Source organism: Arhodomonas aquaeolei DSM 8974 (genome assembly GCF_000374645.1).
GTDB lineage: Bacteria > Pseudomonadota > Gammaproteobacteria > Nitrococcales > Nitrococcaceae > Arhodomonas > Arhodomonas aquaeolei.
The window spans coordinates 1-25,866 of record NZ_KB894805.1 but is presented as its reverse complement, the minus strand read 5'-3'; the positions used below and the strand labels follow the sequence as shown (position 1 = coordinate 25,866).

Here is a 25,866-nt window from a genome sequence, read left to right as displayed (position 1 = left end):
GGGCTTCATCGCAGTCTATGGAGCGTTGTGGCGACGCGGCAACAGAATGCGGCACCGCAATATGACGCGCTCTGTTATAGTTAATGCGACATAATGCGACAGGTGTCATCCAAATGGCGAGTGACGACTTCCCCCGCAACCTCCGGCTGGTGTGCAGCTACACCCGCTCCATCGCCGACACCTGCCGCCGCCTCGGTGTGAATCGCCAGCAGTTCCATCGCTATCTCTCGGGGGACAGCCGGCCCGGACTCCAGCGCCTGCGCCTCATCAGCGACTACTTCGGCTTCGAGGAGTCGGAGATGCTGCTGGACCACGAAACCTTCCGGCGGCTCGTGGCCGTCAAGCGCCCGGTGGCCGGCGAATTCTCCGCCATCTCCGAGCGCATGCGCGACATCCTGCTGCTCAACCCGGACAGCCACGAACGGCTGCGCGAGTACACCGGCTACTATTACAACTACTTCTGCCCGGCGGAGCACCCGGGCCGGCTGATGCGGGGATTCATCCAGGTGACGGAGGACAGCGGCTTCGTGTTCAGCCGCAACATCGAGCGCTACCCCGACGACCCCAGGCAGACCACGCTCAAGTACAACGGCCTGTTCGTCCACTCGGGGCAGAACGTGCTGATGTTCGAGCGGGAGGCGAGCGTGGGGAAAATGGTGTGGCTCACCGTCCTCTACGCGCGGGACCGCGACCAGCCCTCGCTCATGCCGGGCCTGACCCTCGGCGTGACCGGCACGGCCGACCGCGGCATCGCCTGCTACCGCGTCATCCTCCAGTACCTCGGCCGCGACGTGCCCCTGCGCGAGACCCTGCGCGGCTGCGGCCTCTACGACCTGGACGACCCGCGGATCGACCCCGCCATCCGCGAGCGCGTACGCAACGAGATGCAGCCGGAGGAGGCAGCGTTCAGTTTCCGGTTGTGACCCGCCTGCACCACGGGTCACAACCGGGATTGATGCCTTCCCCGGGCCTGAGGCACCGACGTGCAGAGGGCGCTGCCGGGCCAGGCACGCCTATCCCGGTATCCGGTAACCCAGGTTCGGCAGCTCTCGGACCGAGATTGATTCACGCCCGCTGCGGCCGGCCCGGAATCACTCGGGGAATTCGCCGACACGGAAATTGACACAAAGAAAAACCGGGAAATCAACAGCACAAACACCTGCAAATCAATCCCCGAAGTATCGTTTTTTATTTCACACACCCCGGGACAACAGCCCGCCCCCGCCCCATCGACATAAAAAGCATAATAGAAACTTGTTAAATCAGGAGCTCTGCGCCCCCCAGCGCTTCCGGAATCGTCGATCACCTGGTCGCAGGCCGCCGGACAGGCGCTTCCCGCCCACCCCCGTTAACTCCCCTCAACCGTGGGACAACGCGAACCAGGATCGCCAATATTGCGCCTGAAAGAGCCCTCTGCTACGTTCAATTCGTCTACCAATAGACAACAAAAAAACTTCCAGACGTCGTCAGAAAAAAGCCACCCACCACAGGCGACGACGCTCTCGGACAAGGGGGAAAACAAATGAATAATAAAAAAAATGCCTGGCCATTCTGTGCCGTTTTTATTGCGTCAGCATCTGTGCTGGCGGTCAGCGCGGCACACGCGACCGATTACACGTGGGACGGCTCGGAGTCCCCCGACTGGTTTACCGACGCTAACTGGGCGGATGGCACCACGCCTCCGAGCACTATCCCGCCAATCAACAGGGTCGTCACCATTTCCGGGCCCTATCCGGATGCGCCGGCAATAGAATCCGACGCCTCGGTGATAGACCGGCTTGTCGTGGCGACGGGCTCCGACGGCTCGCTGACCGTCTCCAACGGCGGCTCGCTTGAAACCAAGCGCGGATTCCTGGGCACGGCGTCCGGCGCCGACGGCACAATCGCCGTCACCGGCTCCGGCACGCGGTTCGACGTGACCAGCGAGCTGACGGTGGGGATCAACGGCACCGGCACGTTCATGCTCGGCGGCGGCGCGTCCGCTGAGGTCAACTCGCTTTACGTCGGTTCGCAGGACCTTCAGAACGATTACCCGGGAGGAGAGGGTACGGGCATCGTCACAGTGGACGGTGACGGAACCGTTCTCAGGCCTGGAGCAACCACGCTCGCCGGCGAGGGAACGGCCACGATGAACGTGACCGGCGGCGCGACGGTCAGTACCGGCGGCACGTTCACGATTGCCTCCGACAGTACCGGCGTGGGCTCGCTCACGGTCTCGGGTGACGGCAGCGAATTCGTATCGACCGGCTTTCTCAACGTGGGTGACAACGGGACCGGGTCGGTCACGGTCACCAACCGGGGTTCGCTCACGGCGGCACCGATTCTGCTGGGATACCGGCCGCGAGCGGAGGGGTTCCTGCTGGTCGACGGACCGGGCACCGTGGTAACGGCCGAGGACTATCTCATGCTCGGTTATCACGGGCCGGGCGACGCCACGCTACGCAATGACGCCACCATCCGGATCACGGGTGGGCGGGGCGTCGTGATCGGCTACGGCAGCAACGGCACGGGTACGCTGAATATCGGCGCTGCCCGGGGCGACGCGCCGGCTGCCCCCGGTGGGCTCGACGCGACCGTGGTCGAGTTCTACGAGGGCGGCGGCAGCCTGATCTTCAACCACACGGCCGATGGCTACGCATTCGACACCCCGATCAGGGGAAGCGGCACGATCCGGCATCTCGCCGGCACCACGTTGCTGGGCGCGGACAGCGCCGGCTTCACCGGGCGCACGAGCGTGACTGGCGGCACACTGGACGTCACCGGCACGCTGGGCGGCACGATCAGTGTCAGCGCCGGTGGCCGGTTGAGCGGCACGGGTACCGTCGGGACGACCACCATCGGGACCGACGGCGCGATTGCGCCGGGGGGCGACGGAATCGGCACCCTCACGATAGACGGCGACCTGGATGTCTCCACGGGTGCCCGCTACGAGCTCCAGGTCGTCCCCGGGGACGGCCGCGGCGACCGGATCGACGTCGCCGGTTCGGCAGGCCTCGACGGAGGAACTATCCTGCATCTGGGCCTGGATGCCGGGAGCGCCTACGCCCCCACCTCGTCCTATACCGTCCTGACCGCCGACAACGGGATCGACGGCACGTTCGACAGCGTGACCTCGGATTTCGCATTCCTCGACCCGTCGCTCGACTACGGTACCGACGACGTCACCCTCACCCTCGCACGCAACGACATCGATTACGCCGATGTCGCAAACACCCCCAACCAGCGCGCCGTCGGCTCAGCCATTACCGCCGCCGCCAACGGTCCCGGTAACGGCGTCACGCCGATCGTCGAGGCCGTACGGGGCATGAGCGCCTCCGGCGCCCGGGCTGCCTACGACAACCTCTCCGGTGTTCAGCACACCCACAACCACACGATGACCCGTAACCAGCAGCTCCGCTTCCGCGGCCTGGTCTTCGACCACCTCGGCAACGGCACCACGGCCGGCGCCGGAAGTCCGGACAATCTCCGGCTCGCCTTCGCCGGCCGGGGTTGGGCCAACGCGCTGGCGGCCAGTGCCGCCACCATGAACCGCACCGGCGGACCGGTCGGCCGCAACCGCGGCCTGTGGGTCCGCGCCATCGGCGGCACCGGCAGGATCAGCGGCACCGACAACGCCTCGGGCAACGACTACAACAGCGCCACTCTCGCCATCGGCGCGGACACCCGGCTCGCCAGCGGCATCACCGTCGGCCTTGCCGGCAGTTACGGGCGCACCGACGTCGACACCGGCAACGGCGACCTGGACATCGACAGCTACCAGATCGCCGGCTACGCCGGCTGGTCGGCGGACAGCAGTTACGTCGACACCACCCTCGGCGTGGGTCGGCACCAGACGGATGCTCAGCGTGTCGTCACTGTCGGCGGTGATCCGCGCACGGCATCCGCGGACTACGCGAGCAACCAGCTCTCCTGGTCGATCGAAGGCGGCCACCAGTGGGACTGGGGTGATTCCGCAGTGGTCACCCCCTTCCTGGGCGCCGACGTGAGCCGGACCCGGCGCGAGGACTTCAGCGAGAGCGGCGCCGGCACGGCCAACCTGGACGTGGACGAGGAGACCACCGAGTCGCTGCGCACCCGCGTCGGCGTACGGCTGGCCGGAACCGCGGAGATCGACGGCGCCACGATCGAACCCCGCGCCGAGTTCGCGTGGGTCCGCGAGCACGGCGATCGCGACACGGCGATGACCGCACACTTCGCCCCCACGCCCGCCGCCACCTTCGAGGTCAACGGCCCGGCGCTCGACCGCGACCGTGCGGCGATTGGCTTCGGCGTCACGGCCCGGATCGACCAGGCATCACGCCTGGACCTCGAATACCGGGGGGAGTTCGCGGAATCCGACCGGCACCACGGCATTGCCTTCACCTGGCGAATGCGCTGGTAGGGGAAAGTGGACCACACGCCGCCGCAGACGCCGGCGGCGCGTGGTCCGCACCGGAAGGCCGTAACGGGGCCGGCAACCGATTGCCCGCCATCGCCGGGTCTGCCGGCCGATCCCGGCAATCCGCCAATGCCGCCGCGCTTCTAGGCAGAACGCCCATAGCGCAGCATGACATCACCGGAAGCGAGCGGCCTGCTCTCCAGTAACTCCAGCGGCAGACGCGCCGACGCGCCACTGAACAGGGACCGTCCGTTCCCGATAAAGACCGGACACACCGCGAGCTGATACTCGTCGATCATGTCGTGCTGCATCAATTGCGACACGATGGAGCCGCTACCGAATACGATCATGTCCCCGCCGGGCTGTTCCCTGAGGGCCTCAATTTCGCGCGGATCGAATGAGCGGAGCAGGCGTGCAGGCTCCCATGTCACCTCCTCGAGGGAGGCAGAGAAGATCAGCTTCGTCATCCGGTTCAGTGCGAGCGCCACCGCACCGTGGTCCTCCGAGCGCCGGCCCGGATGGTGGGGGTCCGGCACCGTGCCGGACTCGTCGATGTCCGCATGCCGCCAGAATCCCTCGAACATCTCGTACGTCCGCCGCCCGAAAAGCACCGTGTCGAAACCCCGGATCTCCCCGGCGGTTGCCCGGGCCTGCTCGGCATCCGGAACGACCCAGTCCAGGTCGCCGTCGGATCCCGCGAAGAATCCGTCGGCGGTTACCCAGTTGAACATCACGATACGCCGCCGCGCGCGTTCCATAGTGCATCCCCGTCCCGTCGGTGTTTTACCGGCCTGCACGGGCACCACCGTGGCAACCGGCCCCGATACACTCGCCGGCAAGACGGGGATACGTCCAGTCCGCCCCTGCCGGCGTCCGCGAAAGACGCCCCGCGCGACGCGCCCTATTCCACGCTGGTGAGCCTCGCCCGGATGGCGGCCGTGACCGCCTCCCGGCTCACGGAGGCGTCGATGACGCTGGCGATGGCCGTCGGCTCCTCGAGCGTCTGCAGCTGGCTGTAGAGCAGCCCGGGGTCGAAGAAGTGCCCGCGTCGGCCCTGCAGCCGCCGCTCCAGCAGGGCCGACGGGGTCTTGAGGTAGAAAAAGCGGACGCGTTTCGGGTCCACCGTGAGGCGATCACGATAGACCTGTTTCAACGCCGAACAGGCGAGGACCGCCGAGCGGCCGGCGTTGAGCTCGGCCTCGATGCGCTCCCTCAGGGTCGCCAGCCACGGCCAGCGGTCGCTGTCGCACAGCGGCTCCCCCGCCTGCATCTTGCGGATGTTCGCCGGCGTGTGCAGGTCGTCCGCGTCGATGAAGCTCCAGCCGCAGGCCGCCGCCACACGCCGGCCGATCTCCGTCTTGCCGCAGCCCGAAACGCCGAAAATCACGGCGACCGTCGCCGTTCCTCGCTCTTTCACGATTCCCCGTTTCACCTTTTGTTGTGTCGTGGTCTCCACCCCCGCGGCGGGCCCTCTGCCCTACCGGAGCATCCACATGGACAGGTCCGGCGAGATCAGCATCAGCGCGAGCACCAGGATCTGTATGCCGATGAAGGGCACCAGGGAGGTAAAGATGTCCTTCAGGCTGATCTCCGGCGGCGCCACCCCCTTGAGATAGAACGCTGCGGGCCCGAACGGCGGGCTCAGGAAGGAGACCTGCATGTTGATGGCGAACAGCACACCGAACCAGATCGGGCTGTAGCCAAGGGCCTCCACGATGGGCACGAAGATCGGCAGCGTCAGCATGGCGATGCCGATCCAGTCCATGAACAGGCCGAGCACGGCGAGGATGGCCATCATCACGAGGATGATCACGATGGGTTCGGCGTCCAGGCCCATGATCGCGGCGTGCACGAAGCGGTCGCCGCCCATGAGGTTGTACACGCCCACCAGCGTCGCCGCCCCCAGGCCGATCCACACAATCATCCCGCAGGTGTTGATCGTCTGGATCAGGCTGACCTGGAGCAGGCGGAAGCTGATCTCGCCGCGCAGCACGATGGTGAGCAGCACGGCGAACACGCCCATGGCGGAGGCCTCGGTGACCGAGGCGATCCCGGTGTAGATCGTGCCCAGCACCATGAACGCGATCACCGCGGGCGAGAGGATGCCACGCAGGGCCTGCCCGGTGGTCAGCGGCTGCTCCGTCTCCGGAACCCCCGGATCCGGCGCCATGTCCCGGTTGATCGAGCAGCGGATCAGCACGTAGGCGATGTAGGAGATCATCAGGATCGCCGCCGGGGTGATGGCGGCGACGAACAGGTCCGCGATGGACACGCTGGCCATCAGCCCGTAGATGATGAGCACGATGGAGGGCGGCATCATGGTCCCCAGCGAGCCGCCGGCGCAGACCACCCCGATGGAGATCCGGCGGTCGTAGCCGAGGCGCAGCATCTGCGGCAGTGCCAGGATGCCGAGCAGCACGATCTCGCCGCCGATGATGCCGGACATCGCCGCGAGGAAGAACGCGACGATGATGGTCTGCACCGCCACCCCGCCGCGCAGCCGCCCGGCGAACACGCGCATGGAGTTGAACAGGTCCTCGGCGATCCCGGAGCGGTCCAGCAGCGAGGCCATGAACACGAACATGGGCACGGCCACCAGCGAGTACTCGGTAATGAAGCCGTACACCCGTGCGGTGACCAGCGGCAGGGCGTCGGGCCCGAACCAGCCCAGGGTGAAGATCAGGGCGACGAGCCCGGTGATGAACGCGAGCGGCAGGCCGGTGATCAGCAGCGCGAAGATCGCGGCGACCAGCAGGTAGGTTCCCGTCGCGATATCCATGTCAGTGCCCCTCCGCCGGCTGGCCGCCGGAGCGCTGACCGCGGAGCGACTGGACGAGATGGAGCACGGCCTGCAGGCACATGATGCCCACCGCCACCATGATGATGCCCTTGGTCAGGGCGGGGAACGGCGGGTTCCAGCTCGTGCCCGAACGCTCCAGGTGCCAATCGCCCGTCGGGCCGTGGCTGGCCCGCCAGAACATCACGTACGCGGCGTAGGTCATGGTCAGGCAGAACAGCAGCGTCACCGCGTCGTTGAACACATCGAGGACGTAGCGCAGCCGCGGCCCCGCCGCGTCGTAGAGCAGACGCACCCGGATATGGCGGTCCCGGGCCAGGGCCACCGGTCCGCCTAGGGCGAAGGTGATCGCCACCAGGAATACGGTCGTCTCGTGCACCCAGGACGTGGGGGCGTTCAGCACGTAGCGCATGAACACCTCGTAGACGCTGATGGCCATGGCCGCGAAGACCAGCCAGGCGACACCCTTCGCCCCCCGGTTGATGAACCGGTCCAGCCGTGTGCGTGCGCCGACGGCGTCGTCGAACGACTCCCGGGGATCCTCCCCGGTGTCCTCGAATTCCACTGTCATGGAAGGTTCTCCTCCGCGGCCGCCCGGGCCGCCAAAGACCGGGCGGCGGGGCGCCGGACGGCCCCCCGCCGGACCAACGGATTCACATCAGGTGACGGTCCTTGAGAAACCCGACCGCGGTGTCGTAGATCTGCTGGCACAGATCGTTCTTCTTCGCCCAGGCCTTCCATTCCTTCTGCGCGATCTGGCGGAACTTGGCGCGCTCCTCGTCGGCCATGTCGATGACGTGGACGTCCGGATTCTCCCGCGCCTTCTTCACCGCCTTGAGGTCGCGCTCCTTGAGCTTGAACGCCATCTCGTAGGCCATGGCATCGACGGAGGTTTTCAGGATCGCCTTCAGGTCATCGGGCAGGCCGTCCCAGATCTCCTTGTTGAGGGACACCGCCACCATCGGCAGCGAATGGAAGCCGGGATAGTTCGGGTACGGCGCGAACTCGTGCAGCCCCTGGGACTGGTTGGTGGCGAACACCGTGTAGTCGGCGGCGTCGATCACGCCCTTCTGCAGCGAGGTGTAGACCTCCGAGCCGGGCAGGTTCACCGGGGTGGCGCCGGCACGCTCGAAGACGTTGTACACCATGCCCTGGGGCGCACGGATCTTCAGCCCTTCCAGGTCGGAGACCTTGCGGATCGGGCGTTTCGAGGGCAGGGACTCCAGGCCCGTCACCGCGGCACCGATCAGGTGCACGCCGTAGGGCTCGACCAGCTTGTTGTAGATCTCCTCGCCGCCGCCTTCCTTCATGTATTCGAGGAAGTCCATCGGGTCGCTCCAGGCGCCGACCAGGTTACCGATCATGCCGAAGGCAGGGTTGAGGCCCGTGAAGTAGCTGGGGTCGGTGAGGTGGCCCTGCAGGATACCGCTGGAGACCGCGTCCAGCGTCTGGTCGGAGGGCACCACCGCACCGGTGGGCAGGATCTCGATCTCGATCCGCCCCTCGGACATTGTCTCGACGTTCTCCGCCCACGCCTTCTTGATCTCGAACTGGGGCTCTCCGGCGGTTTCCGAGGTCTGGAAGGTCCATTCGTACTTGGCGGCCAGCGCGGCCTGCGTGGCGAACGCGACGCCAAGGGTCACCGCGGCAACGGCGATCCGCCTGGTGATATTGGGCATAGTCATTGTCTCCTCCTCACATTGGCTCTCTTATCTGCCGCCTGGGCGGCAGTGATATCGCGCCCGAACGGGCGGCATCGGAACTCAGCCGGCCCCACGGCCGGCGGCGGACGGGTCTTGCGCCGCCGCCTCCACCCCGTCGACACCGAGGTCCTGTCCGGTCCGGTGCAGCACGTGCTGTGCGGCCTCCCGGGCGGCCTCGGGCTGGCGCAGGCGGATGCACTCCATGAGATGGCGGTGGCGGTTGAGGCTGTCGCGAAGCTCGTCGGCGGTGTCGTTGCTCTTGCGGATGACGAGCAGGATGGACGGTCTCAGGATGGTGGCTAGCTGGGACCACACCAGGTTGTGCGTGGCCCGGTAGATCGCGGCGTGAAAGGCGATGTCGTTATCACTGAACGCCTCGCCGTCGTGCTGCAGCCCACCGGACTCGACCGCCGCCTCCATGCCGGCGAAGGCCTCCTCCATGGCCACCAGGTCCCGGGCCGTGGCCCTGGATGCCGCCGTCATGGCAACGAACGGCTCGACCGCGTGACGGAACTCGTAGATCTCGCGCAGGAACTCCGGGTTGGGGACGGCGTGCTCGGCCATCCAGCCCATGACCACCGGATCGAGGATGTTCCAGTCGCGGAACTCCTCCACCCGCGTCCCCTGACCCGCGGTACGGGCAATGATCCCGAGCGACTGCAACAGCTGCAGGCCGCTGCGTACCGACGCCCGGCTCATGTCGAACAGCTCGCAGAGCTCGGTCTCCTTGGGCAGGAAATCACCCGGGCGGTAACGCCCGGCGAACAGGTCCGCCGCCAGCGACTCCGCAAGCTGTCTGCCCAGATCCCGACCCGTGTTCCGGCCCTTCGGGGTCATCGCGCTCTCCTCCGTTGATCTGACCTAACGTAGATCATGTCTGACATTTATGCAAAGCATGTCTGATACCTCGTGCCGATACCGGGGATAACCGTCGACGGGCCGGCGGCCCCCCGGACCAGGAACCGACGGGCGGTGGGATGAGACATTTCCGGGATTCGCCCGGGCAGGCGTGGCCGTGTCATACGACCAGCCCTGACCGGCTCGGGGATTCCGGCGGTGTGGGGATCAGGGCCCGGAGGAATCCAGGCGCTTGCACATGTACACGCGGGCCAGCCCGTTCTCCGTCCGATGCCGATACGTCGCGTAGCCAAGGCGGGCGTAAAGGGCCTGATTCTCCGTCATGCGCTCGTGGGTGTAGAGCCGGATGGCGGCGTACCCGCGCTCACGGGCCCACTGTTCCGCCCAGGCGAGCAGCCGGCGGCCTATGCCACGGCCCTGCATACTCGGATCGACCGCGACATTGTCCAGAAGGCAGGCGTGAGGCTCGGCGACGAGCACCAGCACCCCGGCGACCACGTCGTCCGCCACGGCGACGAACACATCGTGCGCGGCAATCGCCGCGCGGTAGTCGTCATCCATGGGACCGGGCCGGCACCCGAGCCGCGGCACATAGTGTCGATAGGCGGCATGGACGCAGGCGGTAACGGCGTCAGCGTCGTCCATCGTCGCAGCGCGTATACCGATCATCCGCCGCCCCCTGCTGCATGCGCGTGACTATCGGCACAACGCGCCGTGACAGTCGAGCGTGTTGAAGTCGTAGACGGCCGAGTGGCCCGGGTCGCCCGCGGGCTCCGGCACGCCACGCTCGATGAAGAACGTCGCCGCGTTGGCCCCGTACAGGCCCGAAGGATAGGTGAAATCCTTCATGACGACGTAGGCATTGTGCAGCCGGGGACGGGGCGGCCGCGGCACGCCCTTCCCCGCCACGGGCGGGACATCGCGCTCCGGCGAGTTCGCGGCCACGGCCGCCACCCACCGCACGGCATCGGCATCCGTGGCAGGACGGATAGCGCCCCGGGACACCGCGGCCTCGAGTCCGGCCTCCCCGGCCAGCGGCGCGTCCGGATCCCTGAACGATTCCGGCGTCGTCCGGGGCGAGGTGATCAACCGCTGCCCGGGGGAGACCGTCTCCCCGACCACGATCCGCCCGGCGCTGTCACCCGGGTACACCAGCGCCACCGGCCTGTCGAACAGGGTCCGGGCCATCGGGTTCAGCTCCGGATTGCCCGCGTCGCGAACGTAAAAATAGCCGCAACCGCCGCGGTTCCCGTGCGTGCTGACACGCACGGGAACATCATCGCCAAGGCCCGCGATCACCTGCCTGTGGTAACCCGAGGCGAAGACCGCCAGGATCCGCGTGCCCTCGGTCCATTCCAGGTTCCAGATCGTCGGCTCGTAGGCACCGAGCATCAGCACCACCGGCCGGGTACGGCTGTTGACGGTCACGTCGAATCGCGTGGCCTCATGCCCGCTCTGGTCGATCTGGAAGCCGGCGTCCCGGCCGGCGTAGCCGCCGGCGGCGTAGACGGCCACATCGCCGGGCAGACGCAACCCCTCGAAACCGCAGGGTTCGCGCTCCTCCCGGACCGGCCGCTCCTCCCGGCCCCGATCCGGGACCGGCGGCACCGCGGTCTCCGGGCTGTACAGGTAAGCCGGCACCATATTGCCGATGGACATCACCACCGAGAGCACCACAACGAACCCCATACCCACCTTCCCTGTTCACGCGTGACGGCGCCGTGGCCACCGTTTCGGGATCACCGGACATGCCCTCTCGGCGGTTCGCCGCTCCGGGGGCTGCGGTTTTTCTGCATCATACGGTGTTCGGGAGACCGGCGGGAGACAGGACCGGAACGGGGGCGGGTGTTACGCTGTTGCCGACATTGAGCCCGGGCCGGCCGCAGCGCGTCTGTGCCCCTCGGGTAGTACCTCCTCGCAGTTCGACTCGACGCCCGGGGCGCCGGCATCGTGCCCGGTGGCCGTGCCGCTCATGCCCCGCCACTCCCGGAGGCCATGGCGCGGTCGCGGAGCGCGCTCAGGGTGGTGCGCGGCGTGATCGCCTCGGCGTCGATGCGCAGCTCCAGCAGGGCCGGCCCCTCGACGGCACGCGCCCGTTCGAGCGCCGCGGCAAACGCGTCGGTCTCCACCACCGCCTCGGCGTGGACGCCGTAGGCGTTGGCCAGGGCGACGAAGTCCGGGTTCGTCAGGGCGGTGCCGTGCACGTGGCCGGGGTATCGCTTCTCCTGGTGCATGCGGATGCTGCCGTACATGCCGTTGTTGATGACGATGAACAACACGTCCAGGCCGTACTGCACGGCTGTGGCCAGCTCCTGACCGTTCATCAGGAAGCAGCCGTCACCGGCGAAGCACACGGCCTCGCGCTCGGGGTGGACGAGCTTCGCCGCCAGCGCGGCGGGCACGCCGTAGCCCATCGCCCCGCTGGTGGGCGCGAGCTGGGTGCGGAAGCCGCCGTAGCGGTAGAAGCGGTGCACCCAGAGCGTGTAGTTGCCGGCACCGTTGGTGACGATGGTGTCCCGGGGCAGGGTCTCGCGCAGGTGCGCCATGACCTCGCCGAGGTCCAGCGGACCGGGCATGGCCGCGTGGCGGATCTCCCGGCGGTAGTCCTCGCGCGCGGCCTCGGTCCATGCCGCCCAGCGCCCGCCGGCGCCCGGCGGCACGGCCCGCTCCGCCACCTCGGCGAACTCCCGCATGCCGGCGTTGATCATCAGCTCCGCCTGGTAGACACGGCCCAGCTCGTCCGGGTCGGCGTGGACGTGCACCAGCGTCTGCCGGGGGGTCGGCGACTCGATCAGCGTGTAGCCGCTGGTGGTGGTCGCACCCAGGCGCGGACCGATGGCCAGGACCAGGTCCGCCTCTCGGATCCGGCGGGCCAGGTCCGGGTTGATCCCGAGGCCGACGTCGCCGACGTAGTTGGGGTGGTGATTGTCGAGCAGGTCCTGGCGCCGGAAGGTGCAGCCCACGGGCAGGTCCGCCGCCTCGATGAAGGCGCGGATACGCTCGCAGGCCCCGGCGTCCCAGCCCCCGCCGCCCAGGAGCACGAAGGGCCGCTCCGCATCGGCGAGCAGCGAGCGCAGCCGCTCCAGGTCCGCCGTGCCGGGATGGGCCTGCACCGGCGAGTAGCGGCGGGTGTCCCCAACCTCGACCTCGTCGAACAGGACGTCCTCGGGCAGCGCCACCACCACCGGGCCCGGCCGCCCCGAGCCCGCGGTCTGGAACGCCCGCGCCACGACCTCGGGGATCCGGTCGGCGCGCTCGATCTGCGTGGCCCACTTGGCCATGCCGCCGAACATCCGCCGGAAGTCGACCTCCTGCCAGGCCTCGCGCTCCAGCGCGTCCGTGCCCACCTGGCCGATGAACAGCACCATCGGCGTGGAGTCCTGGGCCGCGGTGTGGACGCCGATGCTGGCATTGGACGCGCCCGGGCCACGGGTCGCGAAACAGATGCCGGGCTGCCCGGTGAGCTTGCCGTAGGCCTCGGCCATGTGCGCGGCACCGCCCTCCTGGCGGCAGACGACTAGGCGGACCTCGTCCCGCGCCCCGTGCAGGGCATCCAGCACCGGCAGAAAGCTCTCTCCGGGCACGCAGAACGCTGTGTCCGTGCCATGGACGCGCAGGGCATCCACCAGGATCTGGCCGCCATTACGCCGGGTTATCTCTCCCATCCTCACTCTCCTCCTCGAATCGCACGTGCACTACGCTGAAGCTAGCGCACGTAGGCGGGCCCCGGTATCGGCGGGTGCACTGCCAGGAATTCCTCGTTCTGCGTCACACCGCTACCGAACGCCTTAGTCACCATCTTGACGCGGAAACGGTTGCACGGCGAGGAAGTGGATGATCGCGACCCTATCCAGGCCGGTCATCGCCAGGTGCGGGCAAGGTCACGGGCGGAGCCGCCCGAGACCTGCCTTGCAAGACCCGCGGCAAAAAAGGCCGGCGCGGGGGCAGGCCGTAAGCCGGCGGCCTACGCCGGCGCCCCGCGCACTCGCTCCAAATGGGATTCGTGGAGCGACCAGATTTAAAGAGGAGAGGCACAACCAACGGTTGGCCTGGGAATCAGGCTACGGAGAAAACCCCGGCACGGCATGGCCAGTCCATCCGGATATTTGCCCGAGAGTCCGACGGGCTGTGTGCGCATGCAGCATGGTGGGCGGGAAACCGGCCCGCCCGGCGGGTCACTCAAGTGTATGTCACTGGTACGAATGTGCCACGGCAGGGACCCACCCGGCACTCACCGCACGACTCGGAACGGCACCGGGCGCGGGGGACACCTGGCGGTGTCGCACACGCCGACGGCGCCGCTCCAGGCAGGCGGGCCGCTTCAGGGCACGGCCCCCTGCATGACCGTCCCGCCCGGCTCGCTACACCGGGCGGTGCATCAGCTATCCCCGGTGGACGCCGTTTCCCCTTCTGGCTCGTCCTGCCTGCGCCAGAACACCAGGCACACTCCGCCCCAAACGACCGCCACACCAAGCACGCCGACGATCAGCGTCGTCCGGACACTCTCGTCGTCGAACGAGTACCCGGCGATCCCGAACAGATAACCGAGGAGGATGATATCGAGGGCGATCTGCCCCACCCAGTAGCACCAGATTCCCTTTCGGCTCAGATATTTCATGAAAAGCCGGTCCAGCATTCCGCCTCCCTGCCTGTGTCGCTGGTTTGTCCAACGGCCGTACGCCGCCGGAACGATGATGGGAACATCCCGTCACCGGGACGGGGCCGCCCCGGTTTGCGGAGTCTACCCGGATTGCCCTCCCGGGTCTCGCCGGCCGCTACAGCTCGACCGTCCCGCTGATGCAGGTCGCGGTGGCACCGCCCACCCAGACCGTGTCCCCGGCACCCCGATCGATGAAAGCCCGGCCGCTGCGGCCGAGCCGCGTGCCCTGGCTCGCAACGTAGGGTGCGCCCAGGCGGCCGGCGCCGAGCAGCCACTGGGCGAGGGAGGCGTTGAGGCTGCCGGTCACCGGGTCCTCGATCATCGCGCCGTGGGCGTCGTTGAAGAGCGCGCGCACCTCGACGGCGCACTCCGAGCCCTCGGGGTACAGGCCCACGAGGCCGATATCGAGCTCGTCCTCGCCGGAATAGCGTCCGAAATCCGGCTCAACGGCCAGCACGGCGTCCGCGTCAGCGAGCAGGATCCCGACCCAGCCGGGCCCGTTGTCCACCCACCGGACATCGACGATCTCCTCGCGACCGATCCCGAGCACGCCGGCGAATTCGGCGACCCGCGCCTCGTCGACCGGCCCCGAGCGCACCAGCGGCGGTGCCGCGAACGCCAGCCGGCCCGCCTCCCGGCGGATCGGCACGAGGCCCGCGCCGCACTCCTGGACGATCCGGCCGGGGTCCCGCGGCTCACCGCCGGCCGCCAGCCACGCGTGGCAGCTGCCCAGCGTCGGGTGCCCGGCGAAAGGGAGCTCGTGGGAGAGCGTGAAAATGCGGACGCGGTAGTCCGCCTCGTCCGTCGTCGGCGGCAGGATGAACGCCGTCTCGGAGAGATTCATCCAGCGCGTGAAGTCCTGCATCTCCCCGGTGGAGAGGCCCTCCGCATCCAGCACGACCGCGAGCGGGTTACCGGCAAACGGCCGGGCACCGAAGACATCGACCTGTTGAAAACGTCGCAGCATCATTCCTCACCCACCTGACCCGGTAATCGCCGGCCCCTGCATCCCGGTGGGGCCCGCGCCACGAATCGCCTCACCGGGCGTCGGCTGTTATCGCATTCCCGCCGGCAGGCGCGGAGCGTCGTATTCACGCGCCGCGGGGCCGGCAGCCCATCGACAACAGGCACTCTATACCCCCTCGGCACGGCGCGACACACCGACGCCAGGACCGACGCGACGAACCCACGGCCCCTGCAAGATCGTTCAATACTGCCGCGCCGCGTGCGCGCACTATCGGGCGGTATCCGATCGAATGCTGCGGAGTGGAACGGTGGAGATCGCGCTGTACGCCTTCTGCGTCATGTACTCGCCCGGGCCGGTGAACATCCTCGCCCTGAACGGCGGGCTGCGAGGCAACGGCTGGACCCTGGCGGGCTACTGCGTCGGCGTCGGCGCCGGCATGTTCAGCGCGTTCCTGGTGCTGGGCTACGCCGGCGAGGCGCTGGTGCGCCAGGCGGTGCTGCCCTACCTCGCCGCGGTGGGCAGCGGCTACATCCTGTACCTGGCATACCGGCTGTTCGTCGCGGAGGTGTCCGTCGAGCAGCCCGGACGGGACGCGCGCTCGCGGCTGCGGTTCCGGGAGGGCTACTTCCTGCAGATCCTGAACCCTAAGGGGTTCGTGGTGATCCTGCCGGTGACGACGCTGATGTTCCCCGCCGCACAGATCACCGGCATCGACGTCACGCTCTCCGCCGGGCTGATTTCCCTCGGCGCCGTCGGTGCACCGGCGAGCTATGCCCTCCTCGGCGCGCTGGCCGGCCGGCGGATCCGGGCTGAGCGTTACTTCCGCCGTTTCAACCGGGCAATGGCGCTCATGCTGGTGCTGGTGGCATGCTCGATCATCTACGACTTCTTCGTGGCCACCCCCGGGGGCCCTTCATGACGCAAAGCACCAGCGACCGCGACTGGTTCGTCCACTCGCAGAATGCCCGCATCGAGCGGCTGGAGGCCTATTTCGGCGGCCATGCCTACGAGCCGCACCGCCACGACACCTACGCCATCGGCATGACCCTGTCCGGCGTGCAGAGCTTCCACTACCGCGGCGAGCACCGCCACAGCGTGCCCGGGCGGACCATCGTGCTCCACCCGGACGAGCTGCACGACGGCCACGCGGGCAGTGAGGGCGGCTTCCGCTACCGGATGATCTACATCCCGCCGGCCATCATTCAGGACATGCTCGGCGGCCGCGCCCTGCCCTACATCCCCGGCGGCATCACCCGGGACCGCCGGCTCGGCGCCTGCGTCGCCCGGCTGCTGCGCCACGTCGACAATCCGCCGGAGGACTTCGAGGAGGACGACGGCCTCTTCGACCTCGCCATGGCGCTGAGCGCGCACGCCGGCCAGCGACCGGACCGGCACGGCTTCGACTACCCCGCCGCCCAGCGCGCACGGGAGTTCCTGGATGCCGCGCAAGGGCGGGCCGTCACCCTCGCCGAGCTCGAGGCCGCCAGCGGGCGGGACCGCTGGCGGTTGTCCCGTGACTTCCGCACGCTGTTCGGCACCAGCCCGTACCGGTATCTCACCATGCGCCGCCTCGAGCGCGTGAAACAGCGCCTGCGCTCCGGCGCCGCCCTATCGGACGCCGCGATCGAGGCCGGCTTCGCCGACCAGAGCCACATGACGCGCCAGTTCTCCGAGGCCTACGGCATCAGCCCCGGCCGCTGGCGCAGGCTCATCGAGGGCAACGCCGGGCACACGGCCCCGACAGGCGGTTAACGCGGCGCCATAGCGGGGCCGCCCCGCCCAGTCATCGTCCGACACCACGGCCTGCCGCCAGGTCAGGCGGGTTCATCGGCCGTCGCGGCACGCCGCCAACAGGGAGCACATCGATGGACGCCACCACTCCCGTCTACGTCGTCGGCGCCGGCGCGATCGGCATGCCACTGGCGGCCTTGCTGTCCGCGCAGGGCCGCCCCACCCTCGCCGTACGCACGAGCGCCCGCGACCGGCCGGAGAACGACATCACCGTCACGGTCGAGCCGGAGGACGGCGGGCCGATCGAGGCCCGGGTCCGCGCCATCCCACTGTCCGCGGTACGGGACCCCAAGCCGGGCATCCTCGCCGTCACGATCAAGGCCACGGCGAACCGGGCCGTTGCAGCGGAACTGTGGCGGCGCTTCGGCGACATGCCCCTGGTCGCGATGCAGAACGGCCTCGGCGTGGAGCGCCCGTTCACCGAGGCGGGATTCACCGCGGTGTACCGCTGCGTCCTCTACGCCACCGGCCAGGTCCTCGGTGAGCACGCCTACCGGTTCCGCGAGGTCGCCGAGTCGCCGGTGGGCACGGCCGGCGGGAATGCGGCCGGCGCGGAAACCATCGTCCAGGCGCTGTCCACGCCCCGTTTCCGCTTTCGCGCCACGGACGCGATCCAGCGCGAGGCGTGGAAGAAGGCCATCATCAACGCGGCCTTCAACTCCATCTGCCCGCTGCTGGACGTGGACAACGGCATCTTCCACCGGGACGAACAGGCGGCGCGGATCGCGGAGACGGTGGTGGCGGAATCCCGCGCCGTCGCCGCACGGCTCGGCATCCCCTTCGAGCAGCGCGAGCTGATGGAGCAGCTGCTGCGCATCAGCCAGGGCTCCGACGGCCAGCTCATCTCCACGCTGCAGGACATCCGCGCGAACCGGGAAACAGAGATCGGCTACCTCAACCTGGAGATCGCCCGCCTCGCCGCGGGCCTGGAACCGCCGGAGGACGTCAGAACGGTCCGGGTGCTCGGGGAGATGGTCGCCGCGAAGGCCGGGATCGCGATCCGGTGAGCACGGCGCCGAAACGGGGCGTGGGCTGCATGCCCGGCCCCGGGATGCGAAACACCGCGCTGGCCGGGCGACTACGCGTCGGCGGCCCGGGCCCTCGCCTCGGCATCCGAGAGCTCGTGCCCGGTCCAGACGACCACCCTGCGCGCCCCCGCCCCGGCCGCCAGCTCCCGGAACAGCCGGTCTTCCACCTCCGACAGGCCGCCTTCCACTTTCTCCATGGGATGGACCACCACGACCGGGCCGGGCGACAACCAGCGCGCGGGAAAGACCGCCTTCAGCCCCTGTCTGAGCAGGCGCTCGGCAATGGAAAACTGCCCGACCAGCAGGCGCTCCGTGGTAAACGGCTCGTCGGCCTCGAGCGTCACCGGCCGGGCGCCGGCTTCGAGGCGCCTGAGCACGAAGCGGTTCGGGTAGACCTGCACGTAGACATCGCGGGCCAGCAGTGTCCGTAACATTCAGACGTTCCTCCCTGATGCGCCCGGCCCGTATCCGGTGAAATCACGTAGAGCCACCGTTCTAACCGTCCCTGAGCAGGGCATCCAGGCCGGCAAGCTGATAGCGCCAGAAGGCCTGGAAGGCGGTCCGGATCGTAGCGTCGTCGGCGTGCTCTCGCAGGATCGCCGCGATCATGTCCACCGTGGCGGAGAATAGCTGCACCAGGACCACGCGCGGCACCCGTTCGCCGGCATTATCCCCGAGCCGCGTCGCCGCGTATTCATCCGAGAGCCGCGCAAGCTCCGAGACCACCAGCGCGCGCACGTGGGCGAGCGGCGAGCCCTGGGCGCCGGTCAGCAGGATAACCACCGGAAGGCGTTGGCGGATCCAGAAATCCAGCAGGGCGTCCGCCTTCGACGAGCCGGCGGCCGTGGCGGTACGCCAGTCGCTGCGCGTCGCGAGCTCGCGGACGCGTGCCCGCATCAGGCGGAGAAACCGCGCAGCGACAGAACGCGGGACCACCGCCGCAAACAGCGCCTCCTTGTTCGGATAGTAGCGGTAGAGATTGCCCGTCGACACGCCAGCCGCCCCGGCGATGTCGGCCAGCCGCGCGGCGGCGTAACCGCGCTGCGCAAAGGCATCGGCCGCGGCGGCGAGAATCCGGGCCCTGACAGCGGGCTTCAGCTGCTGAGGCATTGGCTGGCGCCCACATCCACCGGCAGTCGGTCTTCCCAGGGCGCTGCCTGCTCCAGCTCCAGCGCCAGGCCCAGGAGGCGCGCCTCCTCCCCCCGCGGCGCGGCAAAATGGGAGCCAATCGGCAGGCCCTGTGGCGAGACGTGCAGCGGCACCGACATCGCAGGCCACCCGGCAATGGAGGCGATCGCCGTGTAGCCGGCCAGCGCCTCGGTAAAAGCGGCAGCCTGCTGGAAAGGCTCCGCACCGCCGTGACGCCCGAGCGGAAACGCCGGGAAGGCCACCGTGGGCGAGAGGAGCACGTCGAATCCGGCCATACAGCGATCGGCCGCGCCCGCGGCGGCCTCGAGTGCAGCCGCCGCGTCCGTCCCCGCCGCCTCCGGGAGACGGCCCGCGTACCGGATGAGCTCGCGCGTGTACGGCTCCAGTCGCTCCTCGTCGAACGCCGGACCCATGGCCGCGCGTATCTGCTCGCAGGCCGCACCGATCGTCAATGCGGCGAACGTGAAGAACGCATCGCTGGCCGCCCGGGCGTCGTACTGTGGCCCCGGCGTCACCACTACCTCATGCCCCAGCGATTCGCACAGCCGGCCCGTTTCGACCAGCGCCCCGGCCACCTCCGGGTCGGGCAGTTCGCCGAAAGCGGTGCGCTGATACAGGCCGATACGCAGCCGCCGGCGCGACGGTTCCGTCACCCGGCCGACGGGAGCGAACGGGGCGGCAGGATCGTTCCGCTCGGTAGCGGCCAGCCAGGTGGCGCTGTCCCGCACGCTGCGGGAGACGCAGTGCTCACTGAGCATCGCCGTGAAGGGCGAGCCCCCGGGCTGCCCCGTGGACCGGTGCCGCCCCCGGCCGGGCTTGAACCCGAACAGGCCGCAGAACGACGCGGGCCCTCGAATCGAGCCGCCCCCGTCGGAGGCGTGGGCGACGGGGACCATCCCGGAGGCGACGGCGGCCACCGCACCGCCGGAGGACCCACCCGGCGAGCGCTCGAGGTCCCAGGGATTGCGGGTCACGCCGCACGCGAGTGTTTCGGTCGTCCCCAGCAGCCCGAACTCGGACGTGGTGGATTTCCCGAGCACGATCAGCCCGCTCGCATCCAGTGCCTGTGTGTACGCCGACCCCGCCGGCGCAACCTGCCCCTCGAACAGCCGCGCCCCCATCCCGAGCGGCAAATGCGGATAGGCAAGCAGGTCCTTCACCAGCGTCGGCACGCCTGCGAACGGGCCGGATGTGTCCACACGCCCCGCCTGGTCCCGCGCCCGCTCGAAATCGGCGGCGGCGACGGCGTTGATCAGCGGATCGAGCCGCTCGATACGGCCTATGGCCGCATCCACCAGTTCGAGCGGGGAGACGTCACCGCTGTGGACCAGCCGCGCCTGCGCAGTAGCGTCCAGATCAGCGAACCCGTCACCACCGGGGCGCGCCGTGCCTTCCGCTGCCATGATGCTTGCCTCCCTGCCTTGTATAGCGAATAACGGATTCGCTTTTTATCATAGTTTCAAAGCCCGTAGCGGGCAAACTGATACCTGCGTTCTCTATCCCTGCACCTGTCCCCGCCCCTTCCCGGCCACTACAGGCGGGAAACCCCGCCACCGCTTAGGCCTGCAGGATCACGCATCAGGTGGATGGAACGGAGCCCGCCTTCGTCGTTCGGCGAACACCCGCGCCAAACGCGATGGAGGCTGTACATCGCGGCCGAGGCCAGTCCCCTGCCCCGGCCGCCGGTGATAACGGCACCGAACGACACAAGCGTGAAACGCCCGCACGGCGCACGCCCTCTCACGGGCCGGGTCACTACGTCACCCGCCGGCGCAGCGCGGCGGACACCCACTCGCTCGCCATCACCACGGCGAAGATGGCGATGAGGATCACGCTGACGTTGTCCCAGGCGAAGCTGTCCATCTGGTTGCTGAGCGTGATGCCGATGCCGCCGGCGCCCACCAGGCCGATGATCGACGACTGGCGGATGTTGATGTCCCAGCGGAAGGTCAGCACCCCGATGATGGTGGGCATGACCTGGGGCAGCACGCCGTAGATCAGCACCTGGCCGCGACCCGCGCCGGTGGCGTTGATGGCGTCCACCTGGCCATCGTCGATCTCCTCGATGCCCTCGGCGATGAGCTTGCTGATGAAGCCCACGGAGGACACGCCGATGGCCACCATGCCGGCGGTGGCGCCGGGCCCGAAGACCACCGCGAAGATCAGCGCCCAAACCAGCTCGTTCACCGAGCGCGAGCCCACCACGATCACCCGCGCCAGCCACAGCGTCGTCTGATTCGGGGTGGTGTTCTGCGCGGCCATCAGCGCCACGGGCACCGACAGCACCGCACCGAGGATCGTCCCCAGGGTGGCGATATTGAGGGTCTCCACCATAGGGTCGATGATCTGCAGAAAGAACGGCCAGTCCGGCGGCACCATGCGCCCGGCGAGGTCCGCGACCTGCTCCGGGGCGTCCAGCACGAACGGCCAGTAGATATCCAGCGTGGTCGCCGACCAGGCGATGACGGCGACGGCCACGAGCCACGCGGCGAAGCGCGCCAGGCGTTCCCGGGCGCTGTAGCGGTGCCATGGGCGCGGCATGGGGGCGGCGCCTTCCCGGATCATCGTGCTCATTTGGTGCGCGCCCGTACGAACCCGCTGAACCACTCCGCCACCAGCACCACCGCGATGATCGCGAGCAGGATAGCGAGCGAGAAGTCGTACTCGTAGCGGGCGAAGGAGTTGTACAGCACCGCGCCGATGCCGCCGGCACCGACGATGCCGAGGATCGTGGACTCGCGCAGGTTGATGTCCAGCCGGTAGATCACGAGACCGATGTAGCGCGGCATCACCTGCGGCGCGACACCGAAGAGCAGCACCCCGAGCGGCCCCGCGCCGGTGGCGCGCATGGCCTCCACCTGGCCCGGGTCAATGGCCTCGATCTCCTCGGCGAGGAGCTTGCCCACGAACCCGGTGGAGGCGATCACCAGCGTCAGCACGCCGGCGAAGGCGCCGAAGCCGAAGGCCTTCACGAAGAAGATCGCGATGAGCACCTCCGGGAAGGTGCGCGAGACCCCGATATAGCCCCGGCAGACGGCATACAGCCACTTAGGCGCGACGTTCGCCGCGGCCCCGACGGCGATGGGGATGCTCACCACCACCCCGATCGCGGTGGCGAAGAAGGCCATCTGCAGGCTCTCCAGCAGGCCACCCAGGAGCAGGTCCCAGCGGCTGAAGTCCGGCGGGAACATGGACACCACCATGTCCACGCCCCGGGGCACGCCGCGCACGAAGCGGGCGTAGTCGAACTCCAGGTCCACCACCGCGAAGGCGAGATAGGCGATCACGCCGGCAACGGCCACCCAGCGCAGCCACGGCGTGGCGATCACCGGCGGCCGCCGCCAGCGGCGCGGGGAGACGGTGGCGGGCGCGCTCACGATGCCATGCCCTCGCCGGCGACGTGGCGATCCTCCTCGCCCTCCTGGCGGAAGGCGTCCCGCCAGTCATCCGCGCCATAGATGCGCGACAGCGCCGCCTCGTCGACCTCCGCCGGCGCCCCGTCGAAGACGATCTCCCCCGCGGAGAGCCCGATCACCCGGCGTGCGAACCGCAGCGCGAGGCCGACGTCGTGGATATTGATCAGCGCCGGGATCCCGAGCTCGCTCGCGAGCTCGCAGATCAGCGCCAGGATCGAACGCGCCACCTTCGGGTCCAGCGACGACGTGGGCTCGTCCACCAGCAGCAGCCGCGGCTCCTGCATGAGGGCGCGGGCGATCCCCACGCGCTGGCGCTGCCCGCCGGAGAGCGCGTCCGCACGGCTGTTCTCGTAGCCCTCCAGCCCCACCCGGGCGAGCAGCTCGAAGGCGCGGTCCACGTCCGCCTGGGGGAAACGCCGCAGCAACGCCTGCATGAAGGACACGGCGCCGAGCCGCCCCGCGAGCACGTTCTCCATCACGGTCAGCCGCTCGATCAGGTTGTACTCCTGAAAGATCATGCCGATGTGCCGGCGGACACCGCGCAGGCCACGCTCGCCGAGGGCGGTGAGCTCGGTGCCGTCGAGCCGGATGCTGCCGCCGGTGGGCGTCACCAGGCGATTGATACAGCGGATGAACGTACTCTTGCCGGCCCCGGACGGGCCGATGACGGCCACGACCTCCGCACCGGGCACGGTGAGGCTGCATCCGCGCAGGGCCTGCAGGCCGTCGGCGTAGGTCTTGGTGAGGTTATCGATCTCGAGCATCGTGGCGGGCTCCTGCCGGAAGGCCCCGCCCCGGCGGTGGCCGGGGCGGGCCGGCGTTACTCCTCGGAGAGCCCTTCCTGGGTGTACTCCACGCCGTTCGCCTGCTGGATGGTGCGGATGTCCTTCCAGTGCTGACGGTAGGTGATCGGGATGAAGCGGTCCGCGTCGGAGAACTCCTCACCCACGCTGTTGCCCTCGAAATCGAAGGTGAAGAACGCCTTGCGGATCAGCAGCGCCAGCTTCGGGTTCAGGTTGTGGGCGGTACCGAACGCGGTGGTCGGGAACGACTCCGTCTCGAAGATCACCCGCAGCTTGTCGCGGTCCACGACGCCACGGTCCGCCATGCGATCCAGCACCGAGGAGGCCACCGGCGCCGCCGCGTAGTCGCCGTTGGCGACACCGAGGATGCTGCGGTCATGCCCGCCGGAGTAGACCACCTCGTAGTCCTCGCCGGGGACGATGCCCCGCTCCGCGAGCAGCGCACGCGGCGCCTGGTTACCGGAGTTCGAGGCCTACTCGGTGTGGGCGACCGTCTTGCCGCGCAGGTCGTCCAGGTTCTTGATGCCGCTGTCGCGGCGCGTGATCACCTGCATGCGGTAGCCGTATTCACCGTCCTCCGTGCCCATGATCGTGAACGGCACGAAACCGCCGATGTTCACGCCGAAGGGCACCGAGCCGGTGGACAGGCCCGCCACCTGCAGCCGCCCACTGCGCAGCGCCTCGATCTGCGCGGCGTAGGACTGCGCGGAGAAGTAGCGCACGTCCTTGCCCGTCACCTCTTCCAGGTGCTTGATGAACGGCTTGAAGACGTCGGCGTACACCGCCGGGTCCTCGACCGGGACGTAGGAGAAGAACAGCGTGTCCGGGTCCTGCCACTCCGACTCGTCCATCGGCAGGTCCGCGACCAGATCGCGGTCCTCATCGCAGTAGCGCTCGGCGAGATCGCCCCGGTGACTGCACTCCATCGACTGCGCCTGAGCGGCCGAGAAGCCGGACATCAGCAGCGCCCCCCCGAGCACCGCCGTGAGCACCCGGGCCGTGATTCCCTTGTTATTCCGCTTGGTCGACATCGTCTTAGCTCCCTTGCGTTGGGCTCAACCGAGCCACAGTCTAGGGAGAACACGCGTCCGAGGTGTGACGGCCGGATGACGTGATTGGGACACGGATATTTCAGGGCGTCACCGCCCGGGGATATCAAAGGAGCAGGGATCGAACGGGGCCGGTACCGCCAATACGCAAAGAGCAGCAACGCCAGATCACCTGACTACACCACCCCCACCCGACAACCCCCGCACCGCAAACAAAACCGCAATCCCCGGTAGGTCGGCTGCTCCTGGCAGCCGACAACGGCCGTCGAATCAATGCCCCGACTCGATACCGGGCGCCCTTCGCAAAGCGCGACAGTGGCTATTGGGCCGTGAGAACCGCCGCTGGCCACGGCCCTGCCGTCTCACTGCCAAACGCTGGAACGTTAGACCCACTCCCGAACGCCTTTATCGCCGGGCAGGCGTCACCCCATACGCCACCATCGCCCCTTCCACTTGCTCGCCTTCCGTAGTCTCCGGATAGAACCGGTAACTTGGGGCAAGAATTGCCTCGACCTCATCGGCCCATACCTCAATTATGCCGTTGATCGAGAATTTACCCCCGGCCATATCTTCCAGCGGCGTCAGCAGCTCGCGATACCGCGGATCTGACACCCACACTAGCTGCGCGCGCCCACGCACCTTGAAACCTTTCTGCACGAAAACGTCTATGAAGCTCACGCATGCGCGTTCCACGCGTAGTAAATTGCGGACGCTACCGGGCGAGGCGACATTCGCAATGATAAGGCGCTCGTCGTCATACGCTGTGAATATTTCCTTAGGGGAAACATTCGGCCAGCCCTCAGCGTCCACAGTAGCCAGCCAGCATAGGACGCTACGCTCCACGTACGACTTCACTTCATCTGAAAGCATCGACAACCCCCTTTCAACGCCACCGGACCAACTCCAGCCCAACGTTTTCGCTTTGCTGCGCACCGGAACAGAGCACAGGTGCTCCCGCCAACAGATACTGGCTATGTGTCACGTCCCGGATGATTGCGCTCTTCCCGGACGAACAGATGCAGATGGCTTTGCTGCCAGCCGTTGAGCGCTTGAATCGGTGTTCGGTGATGCAGCGCTCTCTGCGGGATGTGGTGATTGTACAGATGGCAATAGCGCTTGAGCGCCATGCCCTCTTCGGCGCGCTTCAGGGCGCTGACGATCTGGTGTTCGCTGTACCGACTCTTGCGCATGATGACCTCCAGGTCGAGACCGCCATCATGCCGGAAGTTCTACTAATCCATGGACCTAATCTACGGGAAGGGGACAG

General features: G+C 68.2%; 23 protein-coding genes and 2 pseudogenes. 5 read left to right on the top strand and 20 right to left on the bottom strand.

Annotated elements, in window-relative coordinates; all coding sequences use genetic code 11:
• The first annotated feature begins 113 nt into the window (after window positions 1–113).
• Both C516_RS0107980 and C516_RS0107970 read left to right on the top strand, forming a co-directional pair.
• The gene (locus tag C516_RS0107980) at window positions 114–923 is read left to right on the top strand and encodes a helix-turn-helix domain-containing protein (RefSeq protein WP_018717842.1); all 810 of its coding nucleotides are present in this window, start codon (window positions 114–116) and stop codon (window positions 921–923) included.
• 860 nt (window positions 924–1,783) lie between these two features.
• Window positions 1,784–4,381, top strand: coding sequence for an autotransporter family protein (locus C516_RS0107970; RefSeq protein ID WP_169509134.1), 2,598 nt, complete (start codon window positions 1,784–1,786; stop codon window positions 4,379–4,381).
• 140 nt (window positions 4,382–4,521) lie between these two features.
• Here C516_RS0107970 and C516_RS18985 read toward each other — a convergent pair whose 3' ends face one another.
• The 11 genes from C516_RS18985 to C516_RS0107915 all read right to left on the bottom strand — a co-directional run bounded on the left by C516_RS18985 (window position 4,522) and on the right by C516_RS0107915 (window position 15,366).
• The gene (locus tag C516_RS18985) at window positions 4,522–5,136 is read right to left on the bottom strand and encodes a dihydrofolate reductase family protein (protein WP_018717839.1); all 615 of its coding nucleotides are present in this window, start codon (window positions 5,134–5,136) and stop codon (window positions 4,522–4,524) included.
• A gap of 143 nt (window positions 5,137–5,279) precedes the next feature.
• Entirely contained in the window at window positions 5,280–5,795 is a 516-nt protein-coding gene (locus C516_RS0107960) for a gluconokinase (RefSeq protein ID WP_040409366.1), read from the bottom strand.
• Window positions 5,796–5,855: 60 nt separating this feature from the next.
• Complete coding sequence (locus C516_RS0107955) at window positions 5,856–7,157, bottom strand: TRAP transporter large permease (RefSeq protein ID WP_018717837.1); 1,302 nt, start codon at window positions 7,155–7,157, stop codon at window positions 5,856–5,858.
• Between the two features lies 1 nt (window position 7,158).
• Window positions 7,159–7,746, bottom strand: a complete 588-nt coding sequence (locus C516_RS0107950) for a TRAP transporter small permease subunit (RefSeq protein WP_018717836.1) — start codon at window positions 7,744–7,746, stop codon at window positions 7,159–7,161.
• A gap of 82 nt (window positions 7,747–7,828) precedes the next feature.
• A complete protein-coding gene (locus C516_RS0107945; protein WP_211210587.1) occupies window positions 7,829–8,860 on the bottom strand; it encodes a TRAP transporter substrate-binding protein in 1,032 nt (343 codons plus the stop codon).
• Window positions 8,861–8,938: 78 nt separating this feature from the next.
• Complete coding sequence (locus tag C516_RS0107940; protein ID WP_018717834.1) at window positions 8,939–9,715, bottom strand: FadR/GntR family transcriptional regulator; 777 nt, start codon at window positions 9,713–9,715, stop codon at window positions 8,939–8,941.
• A 228-nt stretch (window positions 9,716–9,943) separates the two neighbouring features.
• A complete protein-coding gene (locus tag C516_RS0107935; protein WP_040409365.1) occupies window positions 9,944–10,405 on the bottom strand; it encodes a GNAT family N-acetyltransferase in 462 nt (153 codons plus the stop codon).
• A 27-nt stretch (window positions 10,406–10,432) separates the two neighbouring features.
• Complete coding sequence (locus C516_RS0107930; RefSeq protein ID WP_018717832.1) at window positions 10,433–11,425, bottom strand: hypothetical protein; 993 nt, start codon at window positions 11,423–11,425, stop codon at window positions 10,433–10,435.
• Window positions 11,426–11,706: 281 nt separating this feature from the next.
• Entirely contained in the window at window positions 11,707–13,401 is a 1,695-nt protein-coding gene (locus C516_RS0107925) for a thiamine pyrophosphate-binding protein (protein ID WP_018717831.1), read from the bottom strand.
• A gap of 713 nt (window positions 13,402–14,114) precedes the next feature.
• The gene (locus C516_RS0107920; protein WP_018717830.1) at window positions 14,115–14,372 is read right to left on the bottom strand and encodes a hypothetical protein; all 258 of its coding nucleotides are present in this window, start codon (window positions 14,370–14,372) and stop codon (window positions 14,115–14,117) included.
• Window positions 14,373–14,511: 139 nt separating this feature from the next.
• Window positions 14,512–15,366, bottom strand: coding sequence for a PhzF family phenazine biosynthesis protein (locus C516_RS0107915; RefSeq protein WP_018717829.1), 855 nt, complete (start codon window positions 15,364–15,366; stop codon window positions 14,512–14,514).
• Window positions 15,367–15,670: 304 nt separating this feature from the next.
• On the opposite strand from C516_RS0107915, the gene C516_RS0107910 reads away from it, so the two are divergent.
• From C516_RS0107910 to C516_RS0107900, 3 genes are all read left to right on the top strand, one after another.
• Window positions 15,671–16,282 (top strand): LysE family translocator, encoded by a 612-nt coding sequence (locus C516_RS0107910; RefSeq protein WP_018717828.1) that lies wholly within the window; start codon window positions 15,671–15,673, stop codon window positions 16,280–16,282.
• Window positions 16,279–17,115 (top strand): AraC family transcriptional regulator, encoded by an 837-nt coding sequence (locus tag C516_RS0107905; RefSeq protein WP_018717827.1) that lies wholly within the window; start codon window positions 16,279–16,281, stop codon window positions 17,113–17,115. The genes C516_RS0107910 and C516_RS0107905 overlap by 4 nt, the downstream gene beginning before the upstream one ends.
• A gap of 113 nt (window positions 17,116–17,228) precedes the next feature.
• Window positions 17,229–18,161 carry a ketopantoate reductase family protein gene (locus tag C516_RS0107900; protein ID WP_018717826.1) on the top strand — a complete coding sequence of 311 codons (933 nt, stop codon included), beginning with the start codon at window positions 17,229–17,231 and terminating at the stop codon, window positions 18,159–18,161.
• A gap of 71 nt (window positions 18,162–18,232) precedes the next feature.
• Here C516_RS0107900 and C516_RS18980 read toward each other — a convergent pair whose 3' ends face one another.
• The 9 genes and pseudogenes from C516_RS18980 to C516_RS20780 all read right to left on the bottom strand — a co-directional run.
• Entirely contained in the window at window positions 18,233–18,616 is a 384-nt protein-coding gene (locus C516_RS18980; protein ID WP_018717825.1) for a hypothetical protein, read from the bottom strand.
• Between the two features lie 61 nt (window positions 18,617–18,677).
• Window positions 18,678–19,292 (bottom strand): TetR/AcrR family transcriptional regulator, encoded by a 615-nt coding sequence (locus C516_RS0107885; RefSeq protein WP_018717824.1) that lies wholly within the window; start codon window positions 19,290–19,292, stop codon window positions 18,678–18,680.
• The gene (locus tag C516_RS0107880) at window positions 19,277–20,734 is read right to left on the bottom strand and encodes an amidase (protein WP_018717823.1); all 1,458 of its coding nucleotides are present in this window, start codon (window positions 20,732–20,734) and stop codon (window positions 19,277–19,279) included. The genes C516_RS0107885 and C516_RS0107880 overlap by 16 nt, the downstream gene beginning before the upstream one ends.
• Window positions 20,735–21,086: 352 nt before the next feature.
• A complete protein-coding gene (phnE, locus tag C516_RS0107875) occupies window positions 21,087–21,905 on the bottom strand; it encodes a phosphonate ABC transporter, permease protein PhnE (RefSeq protein ID WP_018717822.1) in 819 nt (272 codons plus the stop codon).
• Window positions 21,902–22,708, bottom strand: coding sequence for a phosphonate ABC transporter, permease protein PhnE (gene phnE / locus C516_RS0107870; protein ID WP_018717821.1), 807 nt, complete (start codon window positions 22,706–22,708; stop codon window positions 21,902–21,904). The genes phnE (C516_RS0107875) and phnE (C516_RS0107870) overlap by 4 nt, the downstream gene beginning before the upstream one ends.
• Window positions 22,705–23,511, bottom strand: a complete 807-nt coding sequence (gene phnC / locus C516_RS0107865; protein ID WP_018717820.1) for a phosphonate ABC transporter ATP-binding protein — start codon at window positions 23,509–23,511, stop codon at window positions 22,705–22,707. Before phnC ends, phnE (C516_RS0107870) begins: the two co-directional genes overlap by 4 nt.
• Before the next feature lie 56 nt (window positions 23,512–23,567).
• Window positions 23,568–24,401: pseudogene (phnD, locus tag C516_RS21530) on the bottom strand (phosphate/phosphite/phosphonate ABC transporter substrate-binding protein).
• 603 nt (window positions 24,402–25,004) lie between these two features.
• Window positions 25,005–25,469, bottom strand: a complete 465-nt coding sequence (locus tag C516_RS0107855) for a pyridoxamine 5'-phosphate oxidase family protein (RefSeq protein WP_040409364.1) — start codon at window positions 25,467–25,469, stop codon at window positions 25,005–25,007.
• Window positions 25,470–25,570: 101 nt separating this feature from the next.
• Window positions 25,571–25,714 (bottom strand): annotated as a pseudogene (locus C516_RS20780) (IS481 family transposase); the annotation flags it as partial.
• Between the last annotated feature and the right edge of the window lie 152 nt (window positions 25,715–25,866).